Annotated in this window: 6 protein-coding genes, 17 tRNA genes and 4 rRNA genes; 9 read left to right on the plus strand and 18 right to left on the minus strand. The window is 44.8% G+C overall.

Annotated elements, in window-relative coordinates:
- The 8 genes from L1D37_RS15335 to L1D37_RS15370 form a co-directional block, all read left to right on the plus strand.
- Positions 1–111: ribosomal RNA gene (locus tag L1D37_RS15335) — 16S ribosomal RNA — on the plus strand; the annotation flags it as partial.
- 65 nt (positions 112–176) lie between these two features.
- Positions 177–252, plus strand: a tRNA-Glu gene (locus L1D37_RS15340).
- Between the two features lie 461 nt (positions 253–713).
- A 23S ribosomal RNA gene (locus L1D37_RS15345) occupies positions 714–3,605 on the plus strand.
- A gap of 40 nt (positions 3,606–3,645) precedes the next feature.
- Positions 3,646–3,761, plus strand: a 5S ribosomal RNA gene (gene rrf / locus L1D37_RS15350).
- A gap of 72 nt (positions 3,762–3,833) precedes the next feature.
- Positions 3,834–3,910, plus strand: a tRNA-Thr gene (locus L1D37_RS15355).
- A 41-nt stretch (positions 3,911–3,951) separates the two neighbouring features.
- A 5S ribosomal RNA gene (gene rrf / locus L1D37_RS15360) occupies positions 3,952–4,067 on the plus strand.
- Between the two features lie 30 nt (positions 4,068–4,097).
- Positions 4,098–4,174, plus strand: a tRNA-Asp gene (locus L1D37_RS15365).
- Between the two features lie 1,634 nt (positions 4,175–5,808).
- Complete coding sequence (locus tag L1D37_RS15370; RefSeq protein ID WP_017079303.1) at positions 5,809–6,204, plus strand: DUF2391 family protein; 396 nt, start codon at positions 5,809–5,811, stop codon at positions 6,202–6,204.
- A 324-nt stretch (positions 6,205–6,528) separates the two neighbouring features.
- Here L1D37_RS15370 and L1D37_RS15375 read toward each other — a convergent pair.
- From L1D37_RS15375 to mutY, 18 genes are all read right to left on the minus strand, one after another.
- A tRNA-Asn gene (locus L1D37_RS15375) sits at positions 6,529–6,604 on the minus strand.
- 29 nt (positions 6,605–6,633) lie between these two features.
- Positions 6,634–6,709, minus strand: a tRNA-Thr gene (locus L1D37_RS15380).
- Positions 6,710–6,745: 36 nt separating this feature from the next.
- A tRNA-Asn gene (locus tag L1D37_RS15385) sits at positions 6,746–6,821 on the minus strand.
- Between the two features lie 24 nt (positions 6,822–6,845).
- Positions 6,846–6,921, minus strand: a tRNA-Thr gene (locus tag L1D37_RS15390).
- A 56-nt stretch (positions 6,922–6,977) separates the two neighbouring features.
- A tRNA-Phe gene (locus tag L1D37_RS15395) sits at positions 6,978–7,053 on the minus strand.
- Between the two features lie 235 nt (positions 7,054–7,288).
- Positions 7,289–8,914, minus strand: a complete 1,626-nt coding sequence (locus L1D37_RS15400; protein ID WP_239848394.1) for a methyl-accepting chemotaxis protein — start codon at positions 8,912–8,914, stop codon at positions 7,289–7,291.
- A gap of 369 nt (positions 8,915–9,283) precedes the next feature.
- Positions 9,284–9,359 (minus strand) — tRNA-Asn (locus L1D37_RS15405).
- Positions 9,360–9,415: 56 nt separating this feature from the next.
- A tRNA-Phe gene (locus L1D37_RS15410) sits at positions 9,416–9,491 on the minus strand.
- A gap of 7 nt (positions 9,492–9,498) precedes the next feature.
- Positions 9,499–9,602: transfer RNA gene (locus L1D37_RS15415), tRNA-Thr, on the minus strand.
- A gap of 15 nt (positions 9,603–9,617) precedes the next feature.
- Positions 9,618–9,693 (minus strand) — tRNA-Thr (locus L1D37_RS15420).
- A 67-nt stretch (positions 9,694–9,760) separates the two neighbouring features.
- Positions 9,761–9,836: transfer RNA gene (locus L1D37_RS15425), tRNA-Asn, on the minus strand.
- A gap of 56 nt (positions 9,837–9,892) precedes the next feature.
- Positions 9,893–9,968 (minus strand) — tRNA-Phe (locus tag L1D37_RS15430).
- Between the two features lie 7 nt (positions 9,969–9,975).
- Positions 9,976–10,079, minus strand: a tRNA-Thr gene (locus L1D37_RS15435).
- Between the two features lie 15 nt (positions 10,080–10,094).
- A tRNA-Thr gene (locus L1D37_RS15440) sits at positions 10,095–10,170 on the minus strand.
- A 74-nt stretch (positions 10,171–10,244) separates the two neighbouring features.
- Positions 10,245–10,320 (minus strand) — tRNA-Phe (locus tag L1D37_RS15445).
- 103 nt (positions 10,321–10,423) lie between these two features.
- Positions 10,424–11,557 (minus strand): membrane-bound lytic murein transglycosylase MltC, encoded by a 1,134-nt coding sequence (gene mltC, locus L1D37_RS15450; RefSeq protein ID WP_176680471.1) that lies wholly within the window; start codon positions 11,555–11,557, stop codon positions 10,424–10,426.
- 69 nt (positions 11,558–11,626) lie between these two features.
- Positions 11,627–11,899 carry an oxidative damage protection protein gene (locus L1D37_RS15455; RefSeq protein ID WP_004735465.1) on the minus strand — a complete coding sequence of 91 codons (273 nt, stop codon included), beginning with the start codon at positions 11,897–11,899 and terminating at the stop codon, positions 11,627–11,629.
- A gap of 28 nt (positions 11,900–11,927) precedes the next feature.
- Positions 11,928–12,989: an A/G-specific adenine glycosylase gene (mutY, locus tag L1D37_RS15460; protein ID WP_239848395.1), complete on the minus strand. Its 1,062-nt coding sequence runs from the start codon at positions 12,987–12,989 to the stop codon at positions 11,928–11,930.
- A 165-nt stretch (positions 12,990–13,154) separates the two neighbouring features.
- Here mutY and trmB point away from each other — a divergent pair, with 165 nt between their 5' ends.
- Positions 13,155–13,874 carry a tRNA (guanosine(46)-N7)-methyltransferase TrmB gene (trmB, locus tag L1D37_RS15465; RefSeq protein ID WP_010435641.1) on the plus strand — a complete coding sequence of 240 codons (720 nt, stop codon included), beginning with the start codon at positions 13,155–13,157 and terminating at the stop codon, positions 13,872–13,874.
- Positions 13,875–14,036 lie beyond the last annotated feature (162 nt).

Raw genomic sequence — 14,036 nt, forward strand, 5'->3', positions numbered from 1 at the left:
AGTGGGTAGTTTAACCTTTCGGGGAGGACGCTCACCACTTTGTGGTTCATGACTGGGGTGAAGTCGTAACAAGGTAGCCCTAGGGGAACCTGGGGCTGGATCACCTCCTTATACGAAGATATTCACGATAAGTGTCCACACAGATTGATATGTTTAAACAGTTAAGAGTAACCTATGTCCCGTTCGTCTAGAGGCCTAGGACACCGCCCTTTCACGGCGGTAACAGGGGTTCGACTCCCCTACGGGATACCATCTTTAAGTACATTTATTTAAGTGTCTTTAAAAATGGTTCATTTATTGAATCAAGCTCTTTAACAATTTGGAAAGCTGACTGATTGATTACTTACGAGTAATTCAATCAAATTTAAAAGTTCTCAATGTTTATCTGCTCTTATTTAATAAGAACGGTATAAACACAACAAACACATTCAAGTGTCTTGTATTCGAATCAAACTTAGTTTGATTCACATTGAGTCCGGCAAACAGTCATTRAGAATTAACCCTTCTTAATGACAACCAAAAACCTTGGTTAGTTGCCATACACAAGACCCTTTCGGGTTGTATGGTTAAGTGACTAAGCGTACACGGTGGATGCCTTGGCAGTCAGAGGCGATGAAAGGCGTAATAACTTGCGATAAGCCCAGATTAGGTAGTAATAACCTTTGAGTCTGGGATTCCTGAATGGGGAAACCCNAGACCCTTTCGGGTTGTATGGTTAAGTGACTAAGCGTACACGGTGGATGCCTTGGCAGTCAGAGGCGATGAAAGGCGTAATAACTTGCGATAAGCCCAGATTAGGTAGTAATAACCTTTGAGTCTGGGATTCCTGAATGGGGAAACCCACTTACATAAGTAAGTATCCTGTTGTGAATACATAGCAACAGGAGGCAAACCGGGGGAACTGAAACATCTAAGTACCCCGAGGAAGAGAAATCAACCGAGATTCCGAAAGTAGCGGCGAGCGAAATTGGATTAGCCCTTAAGCTTTTAATGAGACAGATGAAGGCTCTGGAAAGTGCCGCAATAAAGGGTGATAGCCCCGTAATCGACATCTCATCATCAGTGAAAACGAGTAGGGCGGGACACGTGATATCCTGTCTGAATATGGGGGGACCATCCTCCAAGGCTAAATACTACTGACTGACCGATAGTGAACCAGTACCGTGAGGGAAAGGCGAAAAGAACCCCTGTGAGGGGAGTGAAATAGAACCTGAAACCGTGTACGTACAAGCAGTAGGAGCACCTTCGTGGTGTGACTGCGTACCTTTTGTATAATGGGTCAGCGACTTAATTTTAGTAGCAAGGTTAACCGTTTAGGGGAGCCGTAGGGAAACCGAGTCTTAACTGGGCGTACAGTTGCTAGGATTAGACCCGAAACCAGGTGATCTAGCCATGGGCAGGTTGAAGGTTGAGTAACATCAACTGGAGGACCGAACCGACTAATGTTGAAAAATTAGCGGATGACTTGTGGCTAGGGGTGAAAGGCCAATCAAACCTGGAGATAGCTGGTTCTCCCCGAAAGCTATTTAGGTAGCGCCTCGGACGAATACTACTGGGGGTAGAGCACTGTTAAGGCTAGGGGGTCATCCCGACTTACCAACCCTTTGCAAACTCCGAATACCAGTAAGTACTATCCGGGAGACACACGGCGGGTGCTAACGTCCGTCGTGGAGAGGGAAACAACCCAGACCGCCAGCTAAGGTCCCAAAGTATAGCTAAGTGGGAAACGATGTGGGAAGGCTCAGACAGCCAGGATGTTGGCTTAGAAGCAGCCATCATTTAAAGAAAGCGTAATAGCTCACTGGTCGAGTCGGCCTGCGCGGAAGATGTAACGGGGCTAAGCTATACACCGAAGCTGCGGCTACRTACCTTAGGGTATGTGGGGTAGGGGAGCGTTCTGTAAGCCGTTGAAGGTGGTCTGTAAGGGCTGCTGGAGGTATCAGAAGTGCGAATGCTGACATGAGTAACGATAAAGGGAGTGAAAAACTCCCTCGCCGGAAGACCAAGGGTTCCTGTCCAACGTTAATCGGGGCAGGGTAAGTCGACTCCTAAGGCGAGGCCGAAAGGCGTAGTCGATGGGAAACGGGTTAATATTCCCGTACTTCTTACAATTGCGATGGGGGGACGGAGAAGGCTAGGTGGGCCTGGCGACGGTTGTCCAGGTTCAAGTAYGTAGGCGGAARGTTTAGGTAAATCCGGACTTTCWTAACGCTGAGATACGATGTCGAGCTACTACGGTAGTGAAGTCATTGATGCCATGCTTCCAGGAAAAGCCTCTAAGCTTCAGATTGTAAGGAATCGTACCCCAAACCGACACAGGTGGTCGGGTAGAGAATACCAAGGCGCTTGAGAGAACTCGGGTGAAGGAACTAGGCAAAATGGTACCGTAACTTCGGGAGAAGGTACGCTCTTATCAGTGAAGTCCCTTGCGGATGGAGCAGACGAGAGTCGCAGATACCAGGTGGCTGCAACTGTTTATTAAAAACACAGCACTGTGCAAAATCGTAAGATGACGTATACGGTGTGACGCCTGCCCGGTGCCGGAAGGTTAATTGATGGGGTTAGACTTCGGTCGAAGCTCTTGATCGAAGCCCCGGTAAACGGCGGCCGTAACTATAACGGTCCTAAGGTAGCGAAATTCCTTGTCGGGTAAGTTCCGACCTGCACGAATGGCGTAATGATGGCCACGCTGTCTCCACCCGAGACTCAGTGAAATTGAAATCGCTGTGAAGATGCAGTGTACCCGCGGCTAGACGGAAAGACCCCGTGAACCTTTACTACAGCTTGGCACTGAACATTGAACCTACATGTGTAGGATAGGTGGGAGACTWTGAAACCGCGTCGCTAGATGTGGTGGAGTCGTCCTTGAAATACCACCCTTGTAGTTTTGATGTTCTAACGTTGGTCCCTGAATCGGGATTACGGACAGTGCCTGGTGGGTAGTTTGACTGGGGCGGTCTCCTCCCAAAGAGTAACGGAGGAGCACGAAGGTGGGCTAAACACGGTTGGACATCGTGTGGTTAGTGCAATGGCATAAGCCCGCTTGACTGCGAGAATGACAATTCGAGCAGGTGCGAAAGCAGGTCATAGTGATCCGGTGGTTCTGAATGGAAGGGCCATCGCTCAACGGATAAAAGGTACTCCGGGGATAACAGGCTGATACCGCCCAAGAGTTCATATCGACGGCGGTGTTTGGCACCTCGATGTCGGCTCATCACATCCTGGGGCTGAAGTCGGTCCCAAGGGTATGGCTGTTCGCCATTTAAAGTGGTACGCGAGCTGGGTTTAGAACGTCGTGAGACAGTTCGGTCCCTATCTGCCGTGGGCGTTGGAAAATTGAAGGGGGCTGCTCCTAGTACGAGAGGACCGGAGTGGACGAACCTCTGGTGTTCGGGTTGTCATGCCAATGGCATTGCCCGGTAGCTAAGTTCGGAATCGATAACCGCTGAAAGCATCTAAGCGGGAAGCGAGCCCTGAGATGAGTTTTCCCTGACGCTATAAGCGTCCTTAAGGGTTGTTCAAGACTAGAACGTTGATAGGCAGGGTGTGTAAGTGCTGCGAGGCATTGAGCTAACCTGTACTAATTGCCCGTGAGGCTTAACCATACAACACCCAAGGGGTTTTGTTTCCGAATTTTAAAATTTGCTTGGCGACCATAGCATTGTGGACCCACCTGATTCCATGCCGAACTCAGAAGTGAAACACAATAGCGCCGATGGTAGTGTGGGGCTTCCCCATGTGAGAGTAGGACATCGCCAGGCTCCAAATTTATTTTCACTTTTCAAAAGTGAAGACAAAAAGTTTTCAGAATCGTTTTAAATGATTCTTGAACTGCTGATATAGCTCAGCCCGGTAGAGCGCACCCTTGGTAAGGGTGAGGTCCCCAGTTCGAGTCTGGGTATCAGCACCATATTTAGTTGATTTGATTATTCAAGTTAACAACAGAATTTGTTTGACGACCATAGCATTGTGGACCCACCTGATTCCATGCCGAACTCAGAAGTGAAACACAATAGCGCCGATGGTAGTGTGGGGCTTCCCCATGTGAGAGTAGGACATCGTCAGGCTCAAATTGCTTTAAGCTGAATAGACACTGCGGAGTGGTAGTTCAGTTGGTTAGAATACCGGCCTGTCACGCCGGGGGTCGCGGGTTCGAGTCCCGTCCACTCCGCCACTTATTAGAAAGCCTAGTCTTATGACTAGGCTTTCGTCGTTTGGGGAATCGATATTTTGGTCTTCGACCAACGAGCCCCGGTCGCCTGCGACCCCAGCCACTTCGCCATTTATAGAGAAGCCCTGCTAGAAATAGCAGGGCTTTTTTACATTTGAATCATTGTATATTATCCCTTCGGTCGAAAGAGTCCCGCTCGTACGCGAGTCCAATCACTTGTTAGAAAGCCTAAGTATTATTACTAGGTTATCGTCGTGTCTGAGCGTAGATATTTTGAGTTTCTACCAACTAGCCCCTGCCTCATGGAACCCAGCCACAACTCCGCATATAAGAAGCCCATTAGACATGGCTGAGCCTTTTGCAGTTGAATAATGGCTTGTCTTTCTCTGGACTTACCTACATCAGTTATTAGCCTATCTTACTTTGGAAACACTTGTTGCACCTCGATCAGCATACGTCTTGATCTGTGAGTAATGTTTTCTTGCTGCATGAGTCGTTAGCTATTTACTCATCATAAAAAATCTCCGTTGAGAGTTATTAGGCTTTTTGTACCTAATCTAATTATTCCGACTCCGTTGTTATTTTGAGGCTCGACTATTTAGTCACGGTTCTGAAAGCTCATTCGTAGAATTAGAATTAGAATTAGAATTAGAATTAGAATTAGAATTAGAATTAGAATTAGAATTAAATTTAGAGCGCTTCGTGCATATAGGTTTGGCATTCGACCACTTAATCCTACAAAGATTTTCCATGCCATTACAAAGCTCTGTTGAGAATATAAACATTTCGTTAGAGGGTATACAGTTCGACTCCGTTCCGGCCAGACAGAGCTGAGTGGCTTAAGAGGTTTATATGGAGCAAGTCTCGGATGGTTAACTATTAGATACGTTTCAATGCTTACGTAGAAGTCTTGCGATCAAGAATAGTGTTATTAGAAAGCGCGAGGTTATAGATACTTGTAAACAAAGCTTCAGCCTACTTTTATCCTCCGCTTCACTCTGTTTGTCGCTCACAATCAAGATCTGTAATGATTAGCCAGAGGCTTACCTTGAAATATCACAACCTCTAGGCTGGTATTGAGTGTTGAAATAATCTCGGTATGCAGTTGTCCTAGTAAGTACTTATCAAAAGTACCTTTGCTGAAGTGCTAGAGGCTATCGTGCTGATACTCAATAGTCTTTGTCACTAATCAGCTTGGAGTGCTCTGAAAGTCTTTAGGCGCCTCATAGGTACACTTTAAAGAATGGCTATCAACGTCATAAATTTGTTTGTATGAATGTAGAGATCGCCATTGAATAAGAGGGACATTCAAGATTTGAGAACACAATTAATGTTGAATTAAGCCGACATAATATCTCTGACACTGACGTATATAGAGTTGTTTGAAATCTAATGATTACAGTGGCTTAAGAGGAATTTTTTGCTTGTCGGTGGAGGTGTATTTTTTCCTCAACACTGGCAGTGGATATGTGAGGTTGGTGACCAGTGTCTTTGAGTTATTCATTTTACTGCTTATTAGTTCAAGCTTTGTTCTGACTAATGCGACTAATATTAGATGGTAATTAACAAATCCCCCTAAGATCATGAATTGATAGTTTTGGTAACTAGACACATTCCTAAGCCTTAAAGGTAGCTCGATGAAATTAAGTTTTAACTTTGAAGATGCTAGCCAGATTTTTGTTGGGTCTTTTGCTTTGGCCGTGCCGATTTCTTTTTCTGAAGAGGCCTGGAAACTAGGGGAGACTTTACCCACAGCTAACTTATTATTACTGTTCTTGTTGTCTGCGGTATTCCTTGGCTTTTATACCTATGAGAGCGTATTTCAGAAAGATATTGTTGCTCGCCTGCCGGTCTTTATTTTTCGAATCGTTATTGCTTATGTGATGACAGCGTTGGTTGTTGCGCTGGTACTGACTTGTTTGGACAAACTGCCTTTACTAAGCGATCCAATTGTATCGATCAAAAGAGTGATTGTAATTTCCATGCCTGCATCTATGGGAGCGATTGTAGTGGATAGTTTCGATAAAGAGTGACTCTGTGTCATTTCAATTTGAACAACCGACAGAGCCTTCCTAGAGCCTATTTGATTCGCTCTAAAGCTTGTTTCATTCCTAGAGAATTAATCAACAGTAACGTAACTAACAAGTCCGTTATAACTGACTCTCTGTACAAATGGATAATCTGTCGTTACTGGATCTAAAACGGAATTAAAGAGTAAAGCGTGATGAGCTTTGAAGGGGATTTAAAACTGTTAGTTTTTGGATTGAATGAGGCATTAGAAAGATGAAAGGGAGTTATGGAAAAGTTAGGAACTTCAGATGCAAAAAAGCCGCATCAATGATGCGGCTTTCTTTAATTGGCTCCCCTTGCAAGACTTGAACTTGCGACATACGGATTAACAGTCCGCCGTTCTACCAACTGAACTAAAGGGGAATTGATTGTTTAGTCTCTAATCAAGAGAATGGTGCCGACTACCGGAATCGAACTGGTGACCTACTGATTACAAGTCAGTTGCTCTACCTACTGAGCTAAGTCGGCATCATGAATCAAAAAGCTTATGCTTGATGATTAACTTGGCTCCCCTTGCAAGACTTGAACTTGCGACATACGGATTAACAGTCCGCCGTTCTACCAACTGAACTAAAGGGGAATTATTCTTAAAGCTTTAAAGAAATGGTGCCGACTACCGGAATCGAACTGGTGACCTACTGATTACAAGTCAGTTGCTCTACCTACTGAGCTAAGTCGGCACATAATATTTCTTTGTGCTTTACTGTTGTTGTCTAAGACACCAACAAATAAATTGTGGTGCCCGGAGGCGGAATCGAACCACCGACACGAGGATTTTCAATCCTCTGCTCTACCGACTGAGCTATCCGGGCGACGAGGTGTATTAAACGTGTTTTCGCGTTCTGGGTCAACATTAAATTGCAAAAAAAGTATTGTTTGATGTTTTTCTATACTTAGTGGGTTGTTTTTGTTCATTTGGCACGAAAAACCTAGGTCTAGCATGCCTTAAAAGAGAGCAAAACTTAGGTTAACTACACTGAATGGGTGCCGAAATAAAAAAAGCACGTATGAAAACGTGCTTTTTTACTTAAGAATTTTATCGAGAGTTTAGTGTTTTACTTCAAACCTATTAACCCAAGCTTCTAATTCGTTAGAAAGAGAGGCGAGGGTTTGGGTACTGTTGTGACTTTCTGTCACGACATTACTCAGTTGGTTGCCACTTTCTTCGATCATGTTGATGCGCTTTGAAATGTCATCGCTCACCTGAGTCTGCTCAGCAGCAGCTGTCGCGATTTGATGACTCATCGAGGAAATAGACTCCAGAGCGATAACAATCTGTTGTAGCGCTTCAGAGGCGTTTTGAGACTCGGTTACGGTGCTTTCACTGGTTGCTGCACACACTTCCATGGTTTGAATAGCGTTACGAGAGCCTTCTTGAAGGTTATTAATCATCAATTGGATTTCTTTGGTGCTTGATTGCGTTCGACCTGCAAGGTTACGAACTTCGTCAGCAACAACCGCAAACCCACGACCTTGTTCGCCAGCTCGAGCTGCCTCAATAGCTGCATTCAGTGCCAATAGGTTAGTCTGTTCTGCAATGTCACCGATAACGTCGAGTACTTTGACAATGTTGTTTACATCGTTGTCTAGGTTAGCGACAGCTTCACTTGCCGTGCCTAGTTGGCCTGCTAGCCCTTGAATGTTGTCCACTGTGTTGTGAATAAGACGTTGAGTATGTTGGCTCTGTTTGTCTGCTTCGTCGGTATTACGCGCTGTATCGCCCGCTGAATCAGCAACATTGTTAGCAGAAGAGGCCATCTCCGTCATTGCTGTTGCGATCATCTCAGTAGATTGCTGCTGAGTTTCGGTTAGTTGAGCGATAGAACCGGCACGATCTTCTACGCGCTGTAATTCGCCTCTTAATGCCAACATAGAAGCATTTAGGTTTGATACTAGTTCAGCTAACGATTTACTCATTTGCTGCACAGCGTGATAGATACTGCCTTTTATCGCTTGAGTTTCGAAAGAGGTTTGAATACGACCTTCTGCGACGGCTTGTACCGCTTCTCTTACATCTTTAGGCTCGCCACCAAGAAGTGCTAGCATGCGTTTAATAGATACGATTAAGCTCGATAGAATAAGGCCTGCAATCACGACACAAAGGAATAGCTGCCATTGAGCGGTAGACCAAAAACGCGCGTTAACTTCGTTGAAGCCGATACCTGTGCCGACAACCCAACCCCAGTGCGGGGTTTTCTCTGCAATAGACAGTTTTTCTTCAATGGTTCCGTCTGGCAGCTTTTGCGTCCAGGTGTATTCAACGATCTGTCCAGTACGATTGCCAAGCACTCTTTGTATAAGCTGGCCAACGCTATTTCCATCACCGTCTTTAAAGTCATTGAAGCTGGTTCCATGCAGCTGTGGATCTAGCGGTGTCGCGACAAACGTCATGTTTTCATCTGCAACGTAGACGTATTCATTGTCTTTATAGATGTTGTTACGCAGTAGGCGAGTAGCAAGTTGTTTCGCTTGTGGCTCTTCTAGAGTGCCATCAATAGCCATTTTCTCGACTTCAGTAAGAATGCTGTATGCACTCTTAAATAGCTCTGTAACGCGAGCTTTGTTGTCCATGTTGCTAGCGACTCTCAAGGTCCATAAACCAGTAGCAGTCAGCGCTAGCAGGGCGATCAAGATGATGCCCGATAATAAGTAAGCTTGCGTTTTTAATTTCATATTTCCCCGCGCAGCGATTCAATAATAAGTATTAGGTATATTTCATCGAATCTTAATCTAAGTCGTGTAGGGCAGATATCAGAAAGATATCAAAACATGATGAAGATTAAATTTACGAATAAAAAAAAGTAACAGAACGAAAGCTTGTTTATTTTTGTGTGACTATGAACGAGTTTTAAAAGTGTTGGTTTGGTGAATTGGCGGAGTTTGGGGGGCGAGTTCGTGAGAAGTTAATTAAGAAGAAGATATTGTCGAGAGAGTGAAGAGGGGCTTTAAAGGGATTGTTAAGGTTAGATGCTGTGATCGAATAGATTTAGCCTTTGTTCAAACGAAAAAAAGCCAAGTCTTTCGACTTGGCTTTCTTGAATGTGGCTCCCCTTGCAAGACTTGAACTTGCGACATACGGATTAACAGTCCGCCGTTCTACCAACTGAACTAAAGGGGAATTACTTGTCTCAACATCAGGTCTATTAAGACCATTATTTGTTAAGTATCAAATAATGGTGCCTCGAGGCGGAATCGAACCACCGACACGCGGATTTTCAATCCGCTGCTCTACCGACTGAGCTATCGAGGCAAAAGAATGGTGCCGACTACCGGAGTCGAACTGGTGACCTACTGATTACAAGTCAGTTGCTCTACCNCACCGACACGCGGATTTTCAATCCGCTGCTCTACCGACTGAGCTATCGAGGCAAAAGAATGGTGCCGACTACCGGAGTCGAACTGGTGACCTACTGATTACAAGTCAGTTGCTCTACCTACTGAGCTAAGTCGGCACACTAAATTCTTTGCTTGAAGAGTAAACTCTTCGTTAGAACCTCATTAAAATGAAGCCCTTTAAAATGGCTCCCCCTGCGGGACTCGAACCTGCGACATACGGATTAACAGTCCGCCGTTCTACCAACTGAACTAAGGGGGAATTACTTGTCTCAACATCAGGTCTATTAAGACCATTATTTGTTAAGTACCAAATAATGGTGCCTCGAGGCGGAATCGAACCACCGACACGCGGATTTTCAATCCGCTGCTCTACCGACTGAGCTATCGAGGCAAAAGAATGGTGCCGACTACCGGAGTCGAACTGGTGACCTACTGATTACAAGTCAGTTGCTCTACCNCACCGACACGCGGATTTTCAATCCGCTGCTCTACCGACTGAGCTATCGAGGCAAAAGAATGGTGCCGACTACCGGAGTCGAACTGGTGACCTACTGATTACAAGTCAGTTGCTCTACCTACTGAGCTAAGTCGGCACACTAAATTCTTTATGCTTTTGTCCGTGTTGCTACTCCCTGTTAAAGAGTATTGACACCAACAAATCAAATTGTGGTGCCCGGAGGCGGAATCGAACCACCGACACGAGGATTTTCAATCCTCTGCTCTACCGACTGAGCTATCCGGGCAACGGAGCGCTATTAAACGGATTTTCTGCATAACCGTCAACACCTTTTTTGAAAATAATTAAAAAAAACGTTCGTTAGTTGTTTTTTTATTCAAAAGTGAGGCTTACGTTTTACCTTGGTTAAAATCTTTCTTGAATTTTGTTACTTTTTCTAGATATCGGCGCGACTCTTTATTTGGGTGCTTCTTGGTAAGTGCCCAGTACGCTTGGCTAGGTTGCAACGAGTTTAGGTCTCGCATTGCTCGCTTTCTGTCCTTACTGAAGGTATTGAGTACGCCACCAGTGCCGCCGTTGTATGCAGAAATCATGCTGTACTCAAGCGTTGTTGGGTGCTGCACGTCTTTTAAATAACGATTTTTAAGGATGTAAAAGTATGCCGTGCCAGCATCAATGTTGTTTTCTGGATTGAATAAATACTCAGGAGTGGGTTCTCCAGGCTTGTTCTTTACCAGCTTAAATACATCTCGCCCTGCCGTTTTTGGCACGACTTGCATAAGACCATATGCATTCGCCCAACTCACCGCATATGGGTTAAAACTACTTTCTGTTTTGATGATCGCGTAAATCAAGTCTTCAGGAATGTCATAACGCTGAGAAGCTCTGCGGACAATATCGGCATATTGATAACTACGCTGACTCGCGTGATCGGCCACCATTGGTATCTCAACGTAGTAGGCTTTTTTGAAGTCGACTTCTTTGGTTTTGAGGTTATTAGCGATCAAGTAATCTGCGAATTGGTTGGCGCGCCATGTCCATTGAATGGGCTTTTTCTCTTGGTCGACGACCTGATTGTAGAGAAAAGGTTTACCTTCTAACTTGATGCTTTTTGAAGAGAATAGGTCGACATGCGCCGGATCATCTGGCGTCAAAAGCGTCGTCATTATCGCGTTTTTGAGGTGTTTTTTAGGCTCAGTTGAGGACACAGTTTCTACTGTGATCAGGCCTTCGCTAAAGTTTACTTCTGAGCGGCTCAAGTAATTGTCTATGTATTTCACATAGTTACTCTTACCGGCCATTTTTACTTCACTGCTGCCCCAGCGCTTTTGGATATTGCCAGAAAAGCTATTAATCAAAGCATCCAGTGCACCGGTGTCTTTTTCAAACTGACCAGGTAGCTCTGCCAAGTTGCTTACAAATCGGTTGGTCGGTTCGTAATTCACATCATAAATGCTTTCGACAAATTCACGGCTGCAGCCTGTTAATAACATGGCTGTTAGGAAGTAACTTAGCTTTTTCATAGTTCCTCATACAAAAATGACATCGCAGCGTTAACCATGATGTCATTAAAATTTGCTTAAATAAATGTCTTATTCGCTTGGTGGAGTATAGCCATCAATTACGACATCTTTACCTTCGAAAAGGAAGTTAACCATCTCAGTTTCAAGAAGTTTACGATGCTCAGGATCCATCATATTTAGCTTCTTTTCATTGATCAGCATTGTTTGCTTGCTTTGCCATTGTCCCCAAGCTTCTTTAGAGATGTTGTCAAAGATACGCTTACCTAAGTCACCTGGGTAAAGTTGAAAATCTAAGCCTTCAGCATCTTTCTGGAGGCGAGCACAAAATACAGTGCGGCTCATAGTGGTTCCTCTTATCGCGTTCGTTGATTCAAACGTCGTCGTTCAGTTCAAAGGGTAGGCTCTCAATAAGCTGCTTCACAGGAGCGGCTAGGCCAATTTCTTCCGGTTTTGATAAGTTATACCAGAGACCTTTGGTCCCTTCCATTATCAAATCTGGTTGTTTATCTAATTTTACTAATACAGGTGTGATATCTAAGTGGTAGTGGCTGAAAGTGTGCCTAAACGCAATCATGGTCTTAATTGAATCGGTTTCAGTGTCTTTGATCGAGCGAAGATCTAACTGATGTTCGATCTCTGCGTTTTCATTTTGAGGGAAACAGAATAAGCCTCCCCAGATACCAGACTGAGGACGCTGTTCAAGCCACACTTGATTGTCGTGATAAAGAATCACAAACCATGTTTCTTTGACTGGTTTTTCTTTCTTAGGTTTCTTGCCCGGGAAGTCGAGTTGTCTATCAAGCTTCTTGGCTTCACACATGGTTTCAATTGGACACAGAGTACATTTAGGTTTGCTACGAGTACAAACCATTGCACCCATGTCCATCATCGCTTGATTGTACTTATCGACATCTTTCTTCGGAGTATGAGCTTCTGCATGCTCCCAAAGTTGGTTTTCAACCTTCTTTTGTCCTGGCCAACCTTCAACGGCAAAGCTTCTTGCAAGCGTTCGCTTCACATTGCCATCAAGAATTGCATGAGGAAGCTTATGAACCGAAGACAGCACTGCAGCTGCAGTCGAGCGACCGATTCCCGGTAACGCGTTCATCTCTTCGATAGACAGCGGAAACTCACCACCATACTGCTCAGCGACGATTTTGGCAGCTTTGTGCAGGTTGCGAGCTCGAGCGTAATAACCAAGCCCCGTCCATAAGTGGAGCACCTCATCTTGTTCGGCGTTCGCTAGGTCAATAACCGTCGGGAAACGTTCCAAGAAGCGTTGGTAGTATGGAATCACCGTAGAAACCTGAGTCTGCTGAAGCATGATTTCAGATAGCCAAACGGTGTAGGCTGTTTTGTTTTGTTGCCAAGGTAATTCTTTACGCCCGTAGGCGTCATACCACTTTAATATGGCGGTTGCGAAAGGAGTCACGACATGCTCTATGCTTTGCTATTATTAGAAGCGAAATTGCACCACACTTAACGTTGGATGTAAAACAGACAAATTGTGTGGGAATTTATCCACGGAAAGACTTGCACCGAAGGCAATTCTTTGGATAATCCCCGCTTTGATTAATCAATGTGCAGGCAAAAATCAATGAGTGAAGTGACCACTAACGAATATACTGAAGACGGCAAACTGGTTCGTAAGATCCGTAGTTTTGTTCGCCGCGAAGGCCGCTTAACAAAAGGCCAAGAAAACGCGATGAATGAATGTTGGCCAACAATGGGTATCGACTACAACCCAGAGCTTCTTAACTGGAAAGAAGTATTTGGCAACGATAACCCAGTTGTACTAGAGATTGGCTTCGGTATGGGTGCATCACTGGTTGAAATGGCAAAGAACGCACCTGAGAAAAACTTCTTAGGTATTGAAGTTCACAGCCCAGGTGTTGGTGCTTGTTTAGGTACAGCGCGTGATGCTGGCGTAACTAACCTGCGTGTAATGTGTCACGATGCAGTAGAAGTATTTGAACACATGATTCCAGATAGCAGCCTGCATACACTGCAACTGTTCTTCCCTGACCCATGGCACAAAGCTCGTCACCACAAACGTCGTATTGTTAAGGCTGAGTTTGCAGAAATGGTTCGCGGTAAGCTTCAACTTGATACTGGTATTTTCCACATGGCAACAGACTGGGAAAACTACGCAGAGCACATGATTGAAGTGATGAACGTTGCTCCAGGCTTCGAGAATATCGCTGAAGATGGTGATTACATTCCTCGCCCAGATGAGCGCCCGCTAACGAAATTTGAAGCTCGTGGCCACCGTCTTGGTCATGGCGTTTGGGATATTAAGTACAAGCGTACTAAGTAATTCTCAAGCACAACAAGTGAAGGTAAACCTGCTTTAGGTTAAACCTTACACTTTGTGGGATTGATTAAAGCCAACATTATTGTAATGTTGGCTTTTTTGTCCTTAGGCTTTTATTGAAATAAAAGCCTAAGGACAGAAAGTAATGTTAGACCCCTACAAAAA

This window comes from Vibrio sp. Isolate33, assembly GCF_022397895.1.
Classification (GTDB): domain Bacteria; phylum Pseudomonadota; class Gammaproteobacteria; order Enterobacterales; family Vibrionaceae; genus Vibrio; species Vibrio pomeroyi.

Coding starts and splice junctions, on each gene's coding strand:
- L1D37_RS15455 (WP_004735465.1), bottom strand. CDS start 11,899: ATGAGCCGCACTGTATTTTGTGCTCGCCTCCAGAAAGATGCTGAAGGC.
- mltC (WP_176680471.1), bottom strand. CDS start 11,557: ATGAAAAAGCTAAGTTACTTCCTAACAGCCATGTTATTAACAGGCTGC.
- L1D37_RS15400 (WP_239848394.1), bottom strand. CDS start 8,914: ATGAAATTAAAAACGCAAGCTTACTTATTATCGGGCATCATCTTGATC.
- trmB (WP_010435641.1), top strand. CDS start 13,155: ATGAGTGAAGTGACCACTAACGAATATACTGAAGACGGCAAACTGGTT.
- L1D37_RS15370 (WP_017079303.1), top strand. CDS start 5,809: ATGAAATTAAGTTTTAACTTTGAAGATGCTAGCCAGATTTTTGTTGGG.